This is a genomic window from Dactylosporangium sp. NPDC049742 (assembly GCF_040674675.1).
Classification (GTDB): domain Bacteria; phylum Actinomycetota; class Actinomycetes; order Mycobacteriales; family Micromonosporaceae; genus Dactylosporangium; species Dactylosporangium maewongense.
The window spans coordinates 1-16,913 of record NZ_JBFANF010000053.1; the positions used below are offsets into that span (position 1 = coordinate 1).

The window sequence follows — 16,913 nt, forward strand, 5'->3', positions numbered from 1 at the left end:
ATCGGGAACTTCCCCGGCAGCTTCGGCTCCAGCTACACGCAGATCATGAGCGACACGACGAACAACCTGTTCGAGGGCGTCGAGGTGTACAAGGTGCAGGGCCAGAACCAGTACCTGATGCTCGTCGAGGCCATCGGCAGCCAGGGCCGCTACTTCCGGTCGTTCACCTCCTCCAGCCTGAACGGCTCGTGGACGGCGAACGCCGCGACGGAGAGCAACCCGTTCGCCGGCAAGGCCAACAGCGGCGCCACCTGGACCAACGACATCAGCCACGGCGACCTCGTGCGCAGCAACCCCGACCAGACCAAGACCGTCGACCCGTGCAACCTGCAACTGCTGTACCAGGGCCGCAGCCCCAGCTCCGGCGGCGACTACGGCCTGCTGCCGTACCGCCCGGGTGTGCTGACCCTCCAGCGCTAGCAGTCCCCAGCGGCCGCACTGATCGAGTTTTTGCGAAAAACCTTGTCGGAACCGGTGCGGCCCCACATGATCGGTGTACATCAATCTCAATGCGACGTCCGGCCGTTTCCGCCGAAACGGCCGGGTGTCCCTGGTGACGTGAGGAGTTCAGGATGGCGGTAGCCCAGTTCGCGCATCGGCGGAGGGGGCGGCGGCGCCCGCTGGTGACCCGCGCGCTGATCGCCGGTGTGGTCGGTGTCGTGGCGGTGGCGGTGGCCGCGGTGATGGTGCCGGCGGCGGACGCGGCGGCGAGCACGCTGGGTGCGGCGGCGGCGCAGTCGGGCCGGTACTTCGGCACCGCGATCGCCGCCGGCAAGCTCGGCGATTCGGCGTACAGCACGATCGCCGGCCGTGAGTTCAACATGATCACGGCCGAGAACGAGATGAAGCCGGACACGACCGAGCCGCAGCGGGGGCAGTTCAACTTCAGCGCCGGCGACCAGATCTACAACTGGGCGACCCAGCGCGGCATGAAGGTCCGCGGTCACACGCTCGCCTGGCACTCGCAGCAGCCGAGCTGGTGGGGCGGGATCAGCGGCTCCACCCTGCGGCAGGCGATGATCGACCACATCAACGGGGTGATGGGCCACTACCGGGGCAAGCTCGCCTACTGGGACGTGGTGAACGAGGCGTTCAACGAGGACGGCAGTCGCCGGCAGTCGAACCTGCAGGGGACCGGCAACGACTGGATCGAGGTGGCGTTCCGTACCGCGAGGAACGCGGATCCGTCGGTGAAGCTGTGTTACAACGACTACAACATCGAGAACTGGTCGTACGGTAAGACGCAGGGCGTGTACCGGATGATCCAGGACTTCAAGTCCCGGGGTGTGCCGATCGACTGTGTCGGGCTGCAGACGCACTTCACGGGTGGTAGTTCGCTGCCGGGGAACTTCCAGACGACGCTGTCGAGCTTCGCCGCCCTGGGGGTGGACGTGGCGTTGACCGAGGTCGACGTGACGAACTCCTCGACGTCGCAGTACGGCGGGCTGACGCAGGCGTGCATGAACGTGCCGCGCTGTGTCGGGATCACCGTGTGGGGGGTGCGGGACAGCGACTCGTGGCGGTCCAACGAGAGCCCGCTGCTGTTCGACGGCGGCGGGAACAAGAAGGCCGCGTACACCTCGGTCCTCAACGCCCTCAACGGCCCCGGCCCCGGTCCGACGTCTGGCTCGCCGACCGGCGGCCAGTCGTCGCAGCCGCCCTCCGGCGCGAAGCGCATCGTCGGGGCCCAGTCCGGCCGGTGCATCGACGTGCCGAACAGCTCGCAGACCAACGGCACGCGGGTGCAGCTGTACGACTGCCACGGCCAGAGCAACCAGCAGTGGACGTACACCGGCAGCAAGCAGCTGACCGTGTACGGCAACATGTGCCTGGACGCCGCCGGGTCCGGCAACGGGTCGGCCGTGCAGATCTACAGCTGCAACGGCCAGGCCAACCAGCAGTGGAACGTCAACAGCAACGGCACCATCACCGGTGTGCAGTCCGGACGGTGCCTGGACGTCTGGGGCACCGGCAACGGCCAGCAGGTCCAGATCTACGCCTGCAACGGCCAGGCCAACCAGCGCTTCAGCCTCAGCTGAGCGCCCTGCAATGACATGTGGCCGTGCGGTTCTCCGCACGGCCACACTCATGAGGAGGTCGGCATGCTGCCTCATGACCGACCGCCCGGTTCATGTGGGTCGGCGGCAGTGGTACACCAGCGCCGGCGGAAGGTTCGTCCACACCGTCCGGCTGGTGACGACCTCGTCGAACAGCGACTCGAGCGAGCGCAGCAGGTTGCGGGCCGCTCGGGTGTGGCGCGCGTGCACGTAGGCGAACGTGGTGAACGCGCCCTGCGGCGACAACGCCTCGACCACGGCGGACAGCAGATCGCGCTGCCGCGCCGCGGTGAACGTCGCCCACGGCAGCCCGCTGACCACGACGTCGCTGCGGCCCAGGCCCCGCTGCGCGAGGACGCCGGCGAGGCCGGTCGCGTCCGCGTGCACGACGTCGACCGCCGGGTGGGTGGCCGCCAGCTGCCGCGCGAACCGTGCGTTGACCTCGACCGCGATGTGCCGGCCGCGGCCGGCGAGGCGCCGCTGGATGGCCGCGGTGAAGGCGCCGGTGCCCGGACCGAGCTCCACGACGAGCGGGGAACCGGTCCGGGGTACCGCCGTGGTCGCCATCCTCGCCAGTGCGGGACCGCTGGGTGTGATCGCGCCGACGGTCAGGGGATCGCGGACGAACTCCAGGATGAACGACACGGCATCAGCCGGTCCGGAGCGGCCTGGAGACTCCCCAGATGTGGAAGATCAACCCGATGCCCCAGGCCGCGATCGACCAGATGGGCCAGAAGTGGTTGTCGGAGTCGAAGATCCACCACACCAGCACCTGTACCACGTTGAGGACCACGTAGCAGAGCACGTGAATCCGAACGCCCCACTTCCGGGCCGCTTCGCTCTTCGTCGATGTCATGCCCGGCACGCTAGGCCGGCCGACTTCCTGGCGAGTGAATCGGCCGTTCACTGATCGTCAAGTGCCCGTCCTTAGGTTCAGCCGCACTCAGTCGGAGATGAACGAGAGGACACGACCATGACGACGACCCGCCGGGCCCTGCTGGCCGGAACCGCCGCGGCCGCCACCGGTGCCGTGCTCGCGGAACCCGCGGCGCTGGCACACCACCGACCCGATCCGACCGTGGTGCTCGTGCACGGCGCGTTCGCCGACGCCTCCGGCTGGAACGAGGTGGCCGCCGAGCTGACCCGCGCCGGCTATCCGGTGATCGCCCCGCCGAACCCGTTGCGTGGCGTCGCCGCCGACGCCGCGTACCTCGCGAGCATCCTCGCCACCCTCAGCGGCCCGCTCGTGCTCGTCGCGCACTCCTACGGCGGCATGGTCATGTCGAACGCCGCGACCGGCAACGCCAACGTGAAGGCGCTGGTCTATGTGGCGGCGTTCGCTCCCGACGAGGGCGACACCGTCCCGGGTCTGCAGTACCGCTTCCCGGGAAGCAGGGTCACCCCCGAGGCGCTCGACTTCCGCCCGCACCCGACGGGCGCCGACGCGTACATCAAGAAGGAGCTGTTCCGGGACGCGTTCGCGGGCGACCTGCCGAGGACGACGGCAGCGCTGATGTGGGCCGGCCAGCGGCCGCTGAACGCGAGCACGTTCGAGGAGCCGTCCGGGGTTCCGGCGTGGCGGACGATCCCGTCCTGGTATCTCGCCGCCCGCAACGACCAGGTGATTCCCGTCGCGGCGCAACGGTTCATGGCGCTCCGCGCCGGGTCGCGGATCACCGAGGTCGCCGCGTCGCACGTGGCGATGATGTCGCAGCCCGCCGCGACGGTCGACCTCATCAAGCGGGCGGCACGCTGATGTTCGAGCGTTGGGGACGCACCGTGGTGCGCCGCCGCTGGTGGGTGATCGGTGCCGCGCTGGCCTTCATGGCCTTCGGCGGCGTCTGGGGCACCCAGGTCTTCGGCGCGCTGACCACGGAGGGGTTCGACGACCCCCACAGTGAGAGCTCCCGTGCGGTCGTGCGGGCCGAGCAGACGCTGGGACGCACCGGCAACGACGTCGTGGTCCTCTACCGGAGCCCGACCATGACGGTCGACGACCCGGCGTTCGAGCGGGCGGTGAGCGGGACGCTGGCCGCGCTGCCGGCCGGCGAGGTGACGGCGACGGTCACCTACTGGAGCACGAACAGGAGTCCGGGCCTGGTCAGCCACGACCGGCGGGCCACCTACGCGGTGCTGACGCTGGCCGGCGCCGACGAGACCGAGCGCGGCGAGACGCTGGAGCGTGTCGCGGGTGGCCTGGCCGCGCCCGGCCTGGAGACGCAGGTCGGCGGCATCACCGCCGTCAGCAGCGACATCCGTGACCGGGTGGCGGCCGACATCGCCCTCGCCGAGACCATCAGCATCCCGGTGCTGCTGGCGCTGCTGGTCCTCGTCTTCGGCAGCGTGGCCGCGGCGAGCCTGCCCCTGGCGATCGGGGGCCTGGCCATCCTCGGTGCGTTCACCGCGCTGCGGGTGATGAGCGCCGTCACGGACGTGTCGGTGTTCTCCGTCAACGTGGTGACGATCCTCGGGCTGGGTCTGGCGATCGACTACGGCCTGTTCATGGTCGGCCGGTTCCGGGAGGAGATCGCCCGCGGGGCCGACGTCGAGGAGGCGGTGGCCCGCACGATGGCCACCGCCGGCCGTACCGTCGCGGTCTCCGGCGTCACTGTCGCGGTGTCGCTGGCCGGTCTCCTCATCTTCCCGATGACGTTCCTGCGCTCGATGGGGCTCGGCGGGCTGTCCGCGGTGCTGGTGGCGATGGTGGCGGCGCTGACCGTCCTGCCCGCCCTGCTCGGTGTGCTGGGCCATCGCGTCGACGCGCTGTCCGTGCGCCGGCGCCGGCCCGCTCCGAGACACGTTCAGCACGGCTTCTGGTACCGGCTGGCGCACAGCATCATGCGCCGCCCGGTCCTCTACGCGATCGGCGTGCTCGCCGTGCTCCTGCTGGCCGGCGCGCCGTTCCTCCGGGTCGAGTTCGGTGGTATCGACCCGCGGGTGCTCCCGGCCGGCACGCAGAGCCGCGTGGTCACCGAGACCGTCGACCGGGACTTCGTCCAGAACAGCCAGCTGCCGATCGAGGCGATCGTCACCGCGCCGGACCCGGCCACGCTGGAGCCCTACGTCGCCGCCGTCAGCGCCGTCGACGGGGTGGCCACCGCCGACGTCACCGGCCGGGCCGGCGACGTCTTCCGGGTGACCGTCACGTACCACAGTGACCCGATCTCGGCGCAGACCCGCGACCTCGTCGGCGACATCCGCGCCGTCCCGGTGCCGCCCGGCGGAGAGGTGCTCGTCGGTGGCCTCACCGCACGGCTGGCCGACCAGCTCGACGCCGTCGCCGACCGGCTGCCGTGGATGGCGCTCATCATCGTCGGCGCGACCTTCATCCTGCTGTTCCTGGCCTTCGGCTCGCTCGTGCTGCCGGTCAAGGCGATCGTGATGAACGTCCTGTCACTCGGCGCCTCGTTCGGCGCCCTGGTGCTGATCTTCCAGGACGGGCACCTGAGCGGCCTGCTGAACTTCACGTCCACGGGCACGCTGGAGGCCACGCAACCGATTCTCGTGCTCGCGGTCGTCTTCGGGTTGTCGATGGACTACGAGGTCTTCCTCATGTCGCGCATCCGCGAGGAGTACGACCGCACCGGCGACAACACCCAGGCGGTCGCGGTCGGGCTGCAGCGCAGCGGCCGGATCATCACCAGCGCGGCCCTGCTCATCCTGGTCGTCATCGGGCTGTTCTCCGTCTCCGGGATCACGTTCATCAAGCTGATCGGGGTCGCGCTCCTGATCGCGGTCCTGGTCGACGCCACCATCGTGCGGGCGTTGCTCGTGCCCGCGACGATGCGGCTGCTCGGCTCGGCGAACTGGTGGGCACCGGCACCACTGAAACGCTTCTACGACCGCCACGGCTTCAGCGAGTCCGAGGCACCACCGGCTCCGGTCCCCGTGGGCGTCTCGTGATGCACGGGCACGCGTACCACGGCCAATGCGTCGCGGAGGAGCGGCGGCACACCGCCGCGACCGCCCGCGTCCGCAGCCCGCGGCTGGCACTGTTCGCGCTGGCGCTGGGCACCTTCGCGATCGGCACCGGGGAGTTCGGCAGCAACGGCATCATCCAGCTGTTCGCCGCCGACTTCGACGTGTCGATCCCGGCGGCGACACACGCGATCACCGCCTACGCGGTCGGTGTGATGATCGGCTCCCCGGCGATCGTCGTGCTCGCCGCCCGGATCAACCGGCGAACGTTGCTGCTGGGCCTGATCGGGCTGTTCCTCCTCGGCAACGGGCTGTCGGCGGTGGCACCGGACGTCACCTCGCTCGTCGTCTTCCGGTTCCTCGCCGGCTCCGTGCAGGGCGCGTTCTTCGGTGCGGGTGCGGTCGTCGCCGCGTACGTGTACGGTCCGGGCCGCAGCGGCCGGGCGTTCGCGACCGTGATGAGCGGACTCACGGTCGCCGCGATCGCCGGATCGCCGGTGGGCACGCTCATCGGCCAGCACGCCGGTTGGCGGGCCCTGTTCTGGGTCGTCTCCGGGCTCGGCCTGCTCGCCGGTGCCGCGCTGCTGGCCTGGCTGCCCCGCACCGACGACCTCCGGGGACGCTCCATCGCCAACGAGGTCGACGCGCTGCGCCGAGGCGGGGTCTGGCTGATCGTCGCCGTCGCGGCGCTGGGCATATCCAGCATCTTCGCCGTGTACACGTTCATCGGCCCGTTCGTCACCGACGCGGCGCGGCGGGACGCGGCGCTCATCCCGGTGACGCTCGCCGTCTTCGGGATCGGCATGGCCGTGGGCAACCACGTGGGTGGACGCATCGCTGACCGGTACGAGCACCGCGGACTGGTCTGGGGCTACGGCGGGGCGCTGGTCTTCCTCGTGGTGATCGGCGTGGGCGGGAGCGACGTCACCGTCCTGCTGCCGTGCCTGTTCGGTGTCGGGGCGACCATGATGGCGGCGATCCCGACCATTCAGGTCAGTCTGACCCGGGTGGCGCCCGGGGCTCCGACCCTCAAGGGCGCGCTCAACCTGGCGGCCCTGAACCTGGCGAACGCGCTCGGCGCGGTCGGCGGCGCCGTCACACTCGACGCCGGGTGGGGAACCCTGTCCACCGTCTGGGCGGGCTTCGTCATGACCGCCGCCGGTCTGCTCCTGTACGTCGTGACCGTCGCGCGGGTGAAGCCGGTGCGCGCCGCGGTAGCGGTGGGCGCGACATGATGGCGCCACGGGGTCCGGTCCTCGACGACGAGCAGTTCCGGCGGCTCGCCACGTACGGCGACGTGGAGGACGTCGGCACCGGCCGGAACCTGTACGTCTCCGGCGACGGCTCCTACGACTTCTTCCTGGTCGTCACCGCGGAGGTCGACATCCTCCGGGACGCGACGGCGATCGAGCCCGAGCGCGTGATCTACCGGGGTGGCCCCGGCGACTTCCTCGGCGAGCTCAACCTGCTGACCGGACAGCACGTGTACCTGACCGCGCGGGTCGTGACGGCCGGCACCGTCGTGCGGATCGCGGCGGCGACGTTGCGCCGGGTCCTCGCCGAACAGGACGACATCGCCGACCTGCTGCTCGCGGCGTTCCGGAGCCGGCGCGAGGTGTTCCGTGCGATGGCCGGCAGCGCACTGGTCATCGTCGGCCGGCCGGACGCCGCCGAGACGCTGCGGTTGCGCGGCTACGTGACCCAGATGCTCCTGCCGCACTCCTCGCACGACGCGGACTCGGCGAGGGGACGCTCGGTGCTGGCGTCGGCCGGGCTGACACCCGACGATCTGCCCGTCGCCGCGGTCAACGGGTCGATGCTCCGGCGGGCGACACCGGGCACCGTCGGCGCGGCGCTGGGCCTCACCTACCGGGCCGACGGGCGGCCGGTCGACCTGGTCGTGGTGGGCGCCGGTCCGGCGGGGCTGGCCGCCGCCGTCTACGGGGCGTCCGAGGGCCTCGCCACGGTGCTCGTGGACCGCGACGGGGTCGGTGGCCAGGCCGCCCGCAGCGCCCGGATCGAGAACTACCTGGGTTTCCCGTCCGGGATCAGCGGCGAGGAGCTGACCCGGCTGGCGATGGTGCAGGCGCTCAAGTTCGGCGTGCGGATCCACGCCCCCTGCGCGGTGACCGGCCTCGACCTCGCCGACGAGCGGCGGCCCGCGGTGCTGCTGGCCGGCGGCGAGCGCATCGAGTGCCGCGCGGTCATCGCCGCCACGGGTGCGCACTACCGACGCCTCGACATTCCACAGTGGACCGCGTTCGAGCGGTTGGGCTGCATCCGGTACGCGGCAACCGAACAGGACGTGCGGAGCTTCGCCGGCGCGCCGGTGACGGTGGTCGGCGGCGCGAACTCGGCCGGGCAGGCGGCCCTGTCGCTGGCGGCGTGCGGCGCGACGGTCGACCTGGTCCTGCGCGGCGCGCACCTCGGTGCCCGGATGTCGTCGTACCTCACCGACCGGATCGGCGCGCATCCACGGATCCGGGTCCACACCGCCGGCACGGTACGCGAGCTGGCCGGCGGCGAGACCCTCACCTCGGTCGTCATCGAGCAGGCCGGCGGACGGTGGATCCGGCTGCACAGCCGGGCCCTGTTCTGTTTCATCGGGGCCACGCCGGCGTCGGCGTGGCTCACCGGTGTCGCCGCGGACGACGACGGGTTCGTCGTCACGGACAACGCGTCCCTGCCGTTCCAGACCAGCGCGGCGCGGGTCTTCGCCGTGGGCGACCTCCGCTCGGGCGCCACGAAACGCGTGGCCACCGCGGTGGGTGACGGCGCGGGCGCCGTCTCCTCCGTCCACCGGGCGATCGCCGATCTACCATGATGGGGTGCCAGGCCAGACGTCCCCGTTCGGCGACCGCCTCCGGGCGCTGCGGCGGTCCGCCGGCCTGACCATGGAGGAGCTGGCCGGCAGGTCCGGCGTCAGTGCCCGGGCCATCTCCGACATGGAACGCGGGTACAGCCGCGCACCGCAGGCCCGCACCCTCGCCGCGCTCGCCGACGGGTTGGGCCTCGACGATGACGCCCGGGCCGGCCTCACGGGCGCGGCGAAGGGGGCCCGCTCCCCGAGCGCGGCCGGCCGGCCCCGGCTGTGCGAGCCACCACGCGGTGTCACGGACTTCGTCGGCCGGCAGGCCGAGCTCGAGATCGTCCGGCACGCCGCGAAGCACGCCGTCGACGGCGACGACCCGCCGCCGGTCCTCGTCGTGCACGGGCAGCCGGGACTGGGCAAGACCGCGTTGGCGGTCCGGGCCGCGAACGAGCTGCGCGACGACTTCCCCGACGGTTGCCTGTACGTCGACCTGCGCGGGGTCGACGCCACGCCGCTCCCCACCGCAGACGCCCTGTTGCGCCTGCTGCGCGCGCTCGGCGTCAGGCCCGACCAGGTCGCCGACAGCGACGACGAACGCTGCGCCCACCTGCGCGGGGTCCTGCGTGATCGGCGATGCCTGCTGGTCCTCGACAACGCCGGTTCGGAGGCGCAGGTCCGGCCGCTGCTACCCGCGGGCGGCAGGTGCCTCGTCGTCGTGACCAGCCGGCGCGCGCTCGGTGGCCTCGAAGGGGTGCTGCGGATCGCGCTGCCGCCCCTCACACCGGAAGAGTCCGCCGGCCTGCTGCGTTCCATCGCCGCGCAGGCCGCCGACCCGCAGACGGCGCAGCAGGTCGACCGGGTCACCGACCTGTGCGGGCACCTGCCGCTGGCCCTGCGGATCGCCGGGACCCGCCTCGCCAGCCGTCCACAATGGACCGTCGGGCAGCTGGTCGACCGGCTCGCCGATGCCGGCCGCCGGCTGGCCGCGCTGTCCGCGGGCGACACCGGGGTGGCGACGGCGTTCGCGTTGTCGTACGCGCAACTGCCCGCCCCCACCGCCCAGCTGTTCCGCCGCCTCGCCCACGTGCCGGCCGCCGACTTCGCGGCGCCCCTCGCGGCGACGCTCATCGAGGCCGCGCTGCCGGACGCCCAGGACCGCCTGGAAGATCTGGTGGAGGTCGGGCTCCTGCAGACGGAGGGCGCCGACCGGTACCGGTTCCACGACCTGATCCGGCTCTACGCCGACGACCGGCTGCACGCCGAGGAGCCGCCCGACACCCGGACGGAGACCACCGAACGGATGAACACCTGGCTGCTGGACACCGTCGTCGTGGCCGGCCGGTGGTACGAACCCGGGTACGGCCGGCTGCCCGACGGCTGGGCCGGCCTGGCGCCCCTGGCCACCCTGGAGGAGGCCGACGCCTGGCTGCGGGCGGAGGTCGACAACTGGCTGCCGGCGTTGCGCACCGCCGCCGCCGAGGGCCGGCACCAACTCGTCGCCGACGTCGCCGCGTCGACCCGCTGGTACTCCGAGTCGACGCTGCGCTGGCGCGGCTGGTACGAGGTGCGCCGGATGGCCCGCGCCGCGGCCGACGCGCTGCCCGACCGGCGCCAGCAGGCCTTCCACACCAGCCTCTACGCCTGGACGGCGGTGTATCTGATGGCCCTGTACGAGGAGGCCGCGGAGGCGGCGATGGAGGCATACCGGCTCGCACAGTCGATCGGCGACCTCCAGGAGCAGGCCCGCGCCCTCGGCTCGGCCGGCGCCGCCTGGCTGAACCTCCGCCGATTCGACGACGCGCTGTGGGCCCACCGCACCGGATGCGAGCTGGCCGACCGGGCCGGCGACCACGCCCTGTACGCGGACCACGTGGTGGGCGTCGGCTACGCGTTGGAGTACCTGGGCCGCTACGACGAGGCGGTCGGCGAGTTCCGGCGGGCCCTGGCCGAGCTCGACCGGCGTCCGGTCGCCGCCCGCCCGGCCCTCACCACCCGGGCCGGTGCGGTGTACGGCGTGGCGGCCTCCTTCGACCACGCCGGGCGCCACGAGGAGTCGCTGCACGCGGTCGAGCTGGCGCTGCCGGTGCTGATCGAGAACCGCGACGAGGACGTGGTGGCCTTCGCGCTCGTCCTGCGGGGCAAGGCCCAGGCGGCGCTCGGCCGGCCCGCCGAGGCCCGCGCCGACCTGACCCGCGCCCTGGAGATGCTCGCCGACAGCCTGCCCAGCCGGCTCGAGGACGAGGCCCGGGCGATGCTGCCCACGCTGGACGGCACAGGTCAGGCCGAGGCCCGGGCCGACCTGACCCGCGCCCTGGAGGCGCTCGCCGACAGCCTGCCCAGCCGGATCGAGACCGAGGCCCGGGCGACCCGGGCCGTCCTGGACGGCACGGATCCTGCCTGACGTTCTGCGTATTTTCCTTCGTTGTCCGGCCCTGGCCACCTTGTTTGGATGGTCGCATGGTCACGTCACCGACTGTTGCCGGGACATCGCTCCACCGGGGGCTCGCGTCGGGGCAGATCGGGATGCTCACGGTGGCCGTGAGCATGCTGTTCGTCGAGCCGTTCCGGGTCGCGTGGACGGTCGGCGCGCCGACCGGGGTGGTGATCGTGCTGACGTATGTACTGACCCGGACGGCACGGCGCACGCGTGTCCACGATTAGCCGAACGGCCCCGGGCGACCGGATTCAGCCCGGCAACCCTGTCATGTCCATCGCGGGCCAGCAGTCCCTGCGGCTGCAGGTTCTCGGACCGCTACGGCTGTGGCGCGGCGGCGCCGAGGTGGACGCCGGCCCCCGGCAGCAGGCGTACCTGCTGGCCCTGCTCCTGGCCCGGGCCGGCCGGCCGACCAGCACCACCGAGCTGATCGACCTGATCTGGGGCGACGACGCTCCGGCCAGCGCCCTCAACGTCATCCACAAGTACGTCGGCTCGTTGCGCCGGGTGCTCGAACCGCAGCTCCCCGTCCGGGGAACCGGGGCGTTCGTGCACCGCCGCACGAACGCCTACCTGTTCACCGCCGGCCCCGGCACGCTGGACCTGGTCGCGTTCCGTGAGCTCGTCGCCCGGGCCAAGGCCGCCGCGGGGCACGCGGCGCTGGACCTGTACGCCGAGGCGCTCGGCCTCTGGCGGGGGCCGGCCGGCGGTGGCATCGCCACCGCGGCGGCGGCGCCGGTCTTCGCCGCGCTCGACGACGAGTTCCACGACGCGTGCGCGGCGGCGGCCGGGGTCGCGGCGGCGCTGGGCCAACCGGAGCGGGTGCTTCCGGCGGTGCAGCTGGCCGCGTCGATGGCGCCGTTCCATGAGCCCGTCCAGGCGAGCCTCGTCCGCGTCCTCGGCGCCGCCGGGCGCCAGGCGGAGGCACTGGCGGTGTTCTGCGCGGTCCGCGACCGCCTCGCCGACGAGCTCGGCGTCGATCCCGGCCCGGCGCTCGTGGACGCCCACCGGCAGGTCCTGACCTCGTCGTCGTTCCCTTCCGCCGGCCCGGCGCCGGTCCCGGTCGCCGCTCCGGCATCCTCCGCCGCGGCACCCACCGCCGCGCCGGCCGGCCTCGTCGGACGGACCGCGGAGCTCGCCGTGCTGCGGTGGACCGTGGAGCGGGCCCTCGCCGGACGGACGGCGATCGCCTTCGTCGAAGGCGAGCCCGGCGCGGGCAAGACCCGCCTGCTGGAAGAGACCGCCGCCTTCGCCGCCCGGCACGGCGCGCTCGTCGTCTGGGGCTCCGGCCTGCAGGGCGACGGCGTCCCGTCGATGTGGCCGTGGGAGCAGGCGCTCGGGCCGGTCGTCGACGGCCTGCCCGCGCCGGCACGGGAGAAGTGGCTCGCCGGTGAGCTCGGCGGCCTGCTGGAGCAGCGCGGCGAGGCCGCCGGCACCCGTTCGGTCCCCGACGGCAACGCCCAGTTCCGGCTGTTCGAGCAGGTCGTCGCCGTCATCGGTCAGGCGTCGGCGCAACGGCCGACCCTGCTCGTGTTCGACGACCTGCACTGGGCCGACGCCGCATCGCTGCAGCTGCTCGGCCACCTGGCGACCCGGCTCCCCGACCGGACCGCGATCGTCGGCGCGCTCCGCGACCGCGCGCCCCTGCCCAGCTCGGACCTGTCCCGGGTCCTGGCCGCGGCGGGCCGGTCGCCCGATCACCGCCGGTTCCGCCTCGGCCCGCTCGGCCTGGCCGACGTCGCCGAACTCATCCGCCACGAAACCGGCACCGATCCCGAGGACGGCGTCGCCCGCTCGATCTACGCCCGCACCGCCGGCAACCCGTTCTTCGTCCGGGAACTGTCCCGGCTGCTCGACGGCGACTCCCCGCCCGGCGCCGGGGTGCCGTCGACGGTCCGTGACGTCGTCCGGCGCCATGTGGCCGGCCTCGACCGCGACACGTCCGAGCTGCTGGACGTGGCCGCGCTCATCGGCCGCGACGTCGACCTGCGGCTGCTCTCCCGCGCCGCCGGCGTCGAGCCCGCCGACTGCTTCGAACGCCTCGAACCGCTGCATGCGCTCGGCCTGCTCGAGACCAGCCCGGACGACCCGTCGGCGGTGCGGTTCGCGCACGACCTGGTCCGCGAGTCGATCTCCGAGACCACGACCCAGCAGCGGGCCCTCCGGCTGCATCTGCGCGTCGCGGACGCGCTCGACCACATCCACGCCGGCGACGAGGCCGTCGCCGAGCGCCTCGCGTTCCACCTCTGGGCCGCCGGCCCCCTCGCCGACCCGGGCCGCACCGCGGAAGCGCTCGCCCGGGCCGGCCGCCGCGCCGCGTCGAAGCCGGCCTACCTCGCGGCCGACCGGCAGTTGCGGCAGTCCGCGCAGCCCGCGCGGGCGGCGGGAGTGATGGATCTGGAACTGTCCGCCGTGGTCAGAAGGCACTCCGGATACGACAGCTCCACCTTCGACCTGCTCGACCGCGCCGAGTACCTGGCCCGGACCCTGGGCCGGGACGCCGAGGCCGCCTGACCTTCTTTCATCCGGATGATGGGTGCCTTCACATCCGTGGAGCAGGATCGCGGGGCGTTGGCACGCCGGATGCACCGGCACGGCCAGGAGTCCTCCGATCCGGCCGTACAGGCGTACGGCTGGAACGCCTGGGGCCTGCACCAGTGGGACACCGGCCACATCGGCGCCGCCTACCGGTCGTTCACGGCCGCCGACAGCGCCCGTCCGGACGCCCGGGATGCCGCCGCGCCGGACCACGACACCCCGCTCCGGCGGGACGGCAGCATCCCGGGCGAGGGACCCGGCTGGCGGGCCGTGACGACCGCCCTGCACGGCGACGTCGCGACGGCCCTGACCTTCGTCGACACCTGGGACCGGCCGGCGACCCGTACGCCTTGACCGTCTGGGTCTACTACACCACCATGATCGCCTCCATGGCCGGCGACCCGGCGGTGGCGAGGCAGGCGTGCGAGCGGTGGGCCGAGGCCGGTCTCGACCGCCTCCACACCCTGACCGACGAGTACATCCGCCAGTACCGGTGCTGGGCGCGCGCCCTCACCGGCGACGACCCGGCCGCCGCCGCGGCCGAGGCCGAACAGCTCCTCGTCGCCGGCCTGCTCAACCCCCCGCAGTGGGGCATCGCCTACCACTACGGGCTGATCGCCGAGATGTGGCTGGCCGCCGGGAGGCACGAGGAGGCCACCGTCTCGCTGAAGCGGGCCGACCAGGCCGTTCGGGACCACGGTCAGCGGTACGCCGAGGGGCTGATCCTGCTGTTGCGGGCACGTCTGCTGCAGGCCCGCGGCGAACCGGCGGCCGCGGTCCGGGCCTCGGCAGAGCTGGCCCGGGCCCGGTCGGCCCAGCGCGAGGCCCACCTCTTCGCGGAGCGGGCCACGAGACTCCTGGCGAACCTCGACCGCAGGAGATCTGTGGAGAGCGCCTCTTGACTTTCGCGCCCGTCGAGCCGGCGAGCAGGCGCCCCGGTCGAGTGGTTCGGCTTCCACGCTGCGCTGCGGGCGTTCGGGCCGGCGGCGGCTCCAGTGGTGCCGTGGCTGCTCGCGACGCCGCTCGACGGCCGGTCCGCCACCACGCTGGGCGGCATCGGCGCGGCCGCCGCCGAGGCGGTGCCGGCGCTCCGGACCGCCGCGGCCGGCAAGGATGCGAGCGGGTCGCGCCGGCGCTGAGCGGCGCGTGGCGCGGTCATCCGGCCACCCGCCCCGAGATCGCCGCCGCTGCCGCGACCGACGGTGGGCTCGCCGGCGCGCTGGAGCCGTTGCTCCGCGCCGAGATCGCCGTGCCGCGCCGGTTCGGTGGGTTCGCCGGCCGGGTGACCGAGGACGAGCGCCTGCTCGTCGCCTGCCGCACCGCCCTCACCGCGGGATGAGGGCCCGGGAAGAACAGGTGGCGGCGGGTGCGCGGGCGGTGGGTTCGCCGGGTTGGCGAACGCGGTGAGCGCCGTCATGCGGTAGGTCGGTTCGGCGGTCGTGTCCTTCAACCACGTGGGAGCGGTCCACCACCTCACCGCGAGGGGCCACCCCGCATGGACTCGCAGCGCGCACCCACCACGTTCATCTCCGCCTCGGACCACCTGCAGGTGCAATCGCTCGCGGCGCCGCCCGGTGAGTGGCGGCACCGGCTGCTGATCGCCGGTGACCTGGACTCGCCGACGGCGGCGGCGCTGCTGGTGGCGGGTGCCGACACGCTGAGGCTCGTCCCGCGGGCGGTCGTCGCCGTCGACATCGCCGAGGTGCGGCTGCTCGGCTCGCAGGGCATCCGCTGCCTGCTGAATTTCCGCAAGTACGTGGAGCATCGCGGCGGCCGGATGATCGTCGTCGGCCCGACGACGATCGTGCGGCAGGTCCTGGAGCTCACCGGGCTGCTCGACCTGTTCGAGGTGCCGGCCGAGGCCGAGCCGGACGGTGTCGGGCCGGTCGGGGCCGCGGCAAGGGGTTGAGCGGCGCACCGGGCCGGGTCAGACGAACGAGTTGAGCAGCGCCCGGCCGAGCTGGACCGCGAGGGCCAGGTCGTCGGTGAAGGTGATGTCGAACGCGCCGTCCGGTCTGGGCCTGGCGCGCAGCACGACGGCGCTGTGCGCGGTGACGGCGACGGCGGTGAGCGCGTCGTCGTCGGTGGTGACGAGGTCGGGGTGGCAGACGCGGACGCCCGGCACGGCCGCGGGCAGCGCGCCGGCGACGCCGCGGAAGGCCAGGTCCACGCCGCCGAGGGCGGCCGCCCAGCGGGTGAGGGTGGTCGTGTCGCGGCCGGCGCACAGCACCGACGCGGGGGTGTGCCAGCGCCGTGCGCGGCGCAGCAGCGCCTGCCACAGGTCGTCGACCGTGTCGGCGCCGCCGGTGTGCGTCACCGGGACCACGCCGGCGGCCGGTTCGGCGGTGTGGAGGTCGACGGCGCCGGCGAACCTGGCGCTGTCGAGCGCGTCGAGCGGTCCCGGACGGCCGAAGAGCCAGCCCTGTCCCCAGTCGGCGCCGAGCGCGGCGGCGGTCGCGCGGTCCGCCTCGGTCTCGATGCCCTCGGCGATGACGGTCGCGCCCACCCGGTGCGCGTAGCCGGCGACGGCGACGGCCGTGTCCACGGTGTCGGGCCGGTGCGGGGAGCGCAGCAGGCTCATGTCGAGCTTGACGACGTCGGGCGCGACGAGCGGCATGAACGCCAGCGACGCCGGCTCGACGCCCACGTCGTCCAGGGCGATCCGGTTGCCCCAGGAGCGGGTCACGTCGGCGATCTGCAGCATCCGGGCGGGCTGCCGGGTCAGGGCGCGCTCGGTGAACTCCAGCACGATCTTGAACGGCAGGCCGCTGTTGATGACGGCGATGAGCTCCGGGGTGAGCGGCCGGTCCAGGACCGCCGGTTCGGCGTTGACGAACACCAGCGGCGGGGTGGCGGCGGCGTCGCGGGCCTGCTCCAGCGCGCGGGTCGCGCACAGCTGGTCGATCTCCGGCAGCAGGCCCGCCGCCGCGGCGGCCGCGAACAGCTGGGCGGGCATGTGCAGGTCGGAGCCGGCGGGCCCGCGGGCGAGCGCCTCGACCCCGACGACGTCGCCGGTGGTGAGGTCGACGATCGGCTGGTAGATCGGGCACACGTCGCGGTCGCGCAGCAGCCGTACGACGGCGGCATCGGCAACCGGGAGGGTCGTGCTGCGAGTCAAGGTGCCCACCAATCGTCCGCGGGTTCGTGCAGGCTC

General features: G+C 73.3%; 16 protein-coding genes. 13 read left to right on the top strand and 3 right to left on the bottom strand.

Going from position 1 to position 16,913, the window contains the following annotated elements; all coding sequences use genetic code 11:
- Window positions 1-420, top strand: a 420-nt coding sequence (locus AB0J72_RS43255; protein ID WP_363410653.1) for a non-reducing end alpha-L-arabinofuranosidase family hydrolase, incomplete at its 5' end; no start/stop codon positions are given.
- 152 nt (window positions 421-572) lie between these two features.
- A complete protein-coding gene (locus tag AB0J72_RS43260; protein WP_363410656.1) occupies window positions 573-2,039 on the top strand; it encodes an endo-1,4-beta-xylanase in 1,467 nt (488 codons plus the stop codon).
- 90 nt (window positions 2,040-2,129) lie between these two features.
- Here AB0J72_RS43260 and AB0J72_RS43265 read toward each other — a convergent pair whose 3' ends face one another.
- Both AB0J72_RS43265 and AB0J72_RS43270 read right to left on the bottom strand, forming a co-directional pair.
- Entirely contained in the window at window positions 2,130-2,702 is a 573-nt protein-coding gene (locus AB0J72_RS43265) for a methyltransferase domain-containing protein (RefSeq protein ID WP_363410659.1), read from the bottom strand.
- Window positions 2,703-2,706: 4 nt separating this feature from the next.
- Window positions 2,707-2,913 carry a 2TM domain-containing protein gene (locus tag AB0J72_RS43270; protein WP_363410662.1) on the bottom strand — a complete coding sequence of 69 codons (207 nt, stop codon included), beginning with the start codon at window positions 2,911-2,913 and terminating at the stop codon, window positions 2,707-2,709.
- Between the two features lie 117 nt (window positions 2,914-3,030).
- On the opposite strand from AB0J72_RS43270, the gene AB0J72_RS43275 reads away from it, so the two are divergent.
- The 11 genes from AB0J72_RS43275 (at window position 3,031) to AB0J72_RS43325 (ending at window position 15,668) form a co-directional block, all read left to right on the top strand.
- Window positions 3,031-3,813, top strand: coding sequence for an alpha/beta hydrolase (locus AB0J72_RS43275; RefSeq protein ID WP_363410665.1), 783 nt, complete (start codon window positions 3,031-3,033; stop codon window positions 3,811-3,813).
- Window positions 3,813-5,960 (top strand): MMPL family transporter, encoded by a 2,148-nt coding sequence (locus AB0J72_RS43280; RefSeq protein ID WP_363410668.1) that lies wholly within the window; start codon window positions 3,813-3,815, stop codon window positions 5,958-5,960. Before AB0J72_RS43275 ends, AB0J72_RS43280 begins: the two co-directional genes overlap by 1 nt.
- Window positions 5,960-7,210, top strand: coding sequence for an MFS transporter (locus tag AB0J72_RS43285; RefSeq protein WP_363410671.1), 1,251 nt, complete (start codon window positions 5,960-5,962; stop codon window positions 7,208-7,210). Before AB0J72_RS43280 ends, AB0J72_RS43285 begins: the two co-directional genes overlap by 1 nt.
- Window positions 7,207-8,799 carry an FAD-dependent oxidoreductase gene (locus tag AB0J72_RS43290; protein WP_363410674.1) on the top strand — a complete coding sequence of 531 codons (1,593 nt, stop codon included), beginning with the start codon at window positions 7,207-7,209 and terminating at the stop codon, window positions 8,797-8,799. Before AB0J72_RS43285 ends, AB0J72_RS43290 begins: the two co-directional genes overlap by 4 nt.
- Window positions 8,800-8,803: 4 nt before the next feature.
- Entirely contained in the window at window positions 8,804-11,188 is a 2,385-nt protein-coding gene (locus AB0J72_RS43295) for a helix-turn-helix domain-containing protein (protein ID WP_363410677.1), read from the top strand.
- Window positions 11,189-11,310: 122 nt separating this feature from the next.
- Window positions 11,311-11,448: a hypothetical protein gene (locus tag AB0J72_RS43300; RefSeq protein ID WP_363410680.1), complete on the top strand. Its 138-nt coding sequence runs from the start codon at window positions 11,311-11,313 to the stop codon at window positions 11,446-11,448.
- A 43-nt stretch (window positions 11,449-11,491) separates the two neighbouring features.
- Complete coding sequence (locus tag AB0J72_RS43305; RefSeq protein ID WP_363410683.1) at window positions 11,492-13,735, top strand: AAA family ATPase; 2,244 nt, start codon at window positions 11,492-11,494, stop codon at window positions 13,733-13,735.
- A gap of 36 nt (window positions 13,736-13,771) precedes the next feature.
- Window positions 13,772-14,113 carry a hypothetical protein gene (locus tag AB0J72_RS43310; RefSeq protein WP_363410686.1) on the top strand — a complete coding sequence of 114 codons (342 nt, stop codon included), beginning with the start codon at window positions 13,772-13,774 and terminating at the stop codon, window positions 14,111-14,113.
- Window positions 14,110-14,661, top strand: a complete 552-nt coding sequence (locus AB0J72_RS43315) for a hypothetical protein (RefSeq protein ID WP_363410689.1) — start codon at window positions 14,110-14,112, stop codon at window positions 14,659-14,661. Before AB0J72_RS43310 ends, AB0J72_RS43315 begins: the two co-directional genes overlap by 4 nt.
- 101 nt (window positions 14,662-14,762) lie before the next feature.
- Window positions 14,763-15,098 (top strand): hypothetical protein, encoded by a 336-nt coding sequence (locus tag AB0J72_RS43320; protein ID WP_363410692.1) that lies wholly within the window; start codon window positions 14,763-14,765, stop codon window positions 15,096-15,098.
- 156 nt (window positions 15,099-15,254) lie between these two features.
- A complete protein-coding gene (locus tag AB0J72_RS43325; RefSeq protein WP_363410695.1) occupies window positions 15,255-15,668 on the top strand; it encodes an STAS domain-containing protein in 414 nt (137 codons plus the stop codon).
- Window positions 15,669-15,686: 18 nt separating this feature from the next.
- On the opposite strand, the gene AB0J72_RS43330 is transcribed toward AB0J72_RS43325, so the two are convergent.
- A complete protein-coding gene (locus AB0J72_RS43330; RefSeq protein ID WP_363410698.1) occupies window positions 15,687-16,877 on the bottom strand; it encodes an EAL domain-containing protein in 1,191 nt (396 codons plus the stop codon).
- Window positions 16,878-16,913: the final 36 nt, after the last annotated feature.

What these genes read in the sequence shown, in the direction of transcription:
- AB0J72_RS43260 (WP_363410656.1), top strand. Translation starts at nt 573, where the DNA reads ATGGCGGTAGCCCAGTTCGCGCATCGGCGGAGGGGGCGGCGGCGCCCG.
- AB0J72_RS43325 (WP_363410695.1), top strand. Translation starts at nt 15,255, where the DNA reads ATGGACTCGCAGCGCGCACCCACCACGTTCATCTCCGCCTCGGACCAC.
- AB0J72_RS43275 (WP_363410665.1), top strand. Translation starts at nt 3,031, where the DNA reads ATGACGACGACCCGCCGGGCCCTGCTGGCCGGAACCGCCGCGGCCGCC.
- AB0J72_RS43300 (WP_363410680.1), top strand. Translation starts at nt 11,311, where the DNA reads ATGCTCACGGTGGCCGTGAGCATGCTGTTCGTCGAGCCGTTCCGGGTC.
- AB0J72_RS43280 (WP_363410668.1), top strand. Translation starts at nt 3,813, where the DNA reads ATGTTCGAGCGTTGGGGACGCACCGTGGTGCGCCGCCGCTGGTGGGTG.
- AB0J72_RS43285 (WP_363410671.1), top strand. Translation starts at nt 5,960, where the DNA reads ATGCACGGGCACGCGTACCACGGCCAATGCGTCGCGGAGGAGCGGCGG.
- AB0J72_RS43305 (WP_363410683.1), top strand. Translation starts at nt 11,492, where the DNA reads ATGTCCATCGCGGGCCAGCAGTCCCTGCGGCTGCAGGTTCTCGGACCG.
- AB0J72_RS43270 (WP_363410662.1), bottom strand. Translation starts at nt 2,913, where the DNA reads ATGACATCGACGAAGAGCGAAGCGGCCCGGAAGTGGGGCGTTCGGATT.
- AB0J72_RS43290 (WP_363410674.1), top strand. Translation starts at nt 7,207, where the DNA reads ATGATGGCGCCACGGGGTCCGGTCCTCGACGACGAGCAGTTCCGGCGG.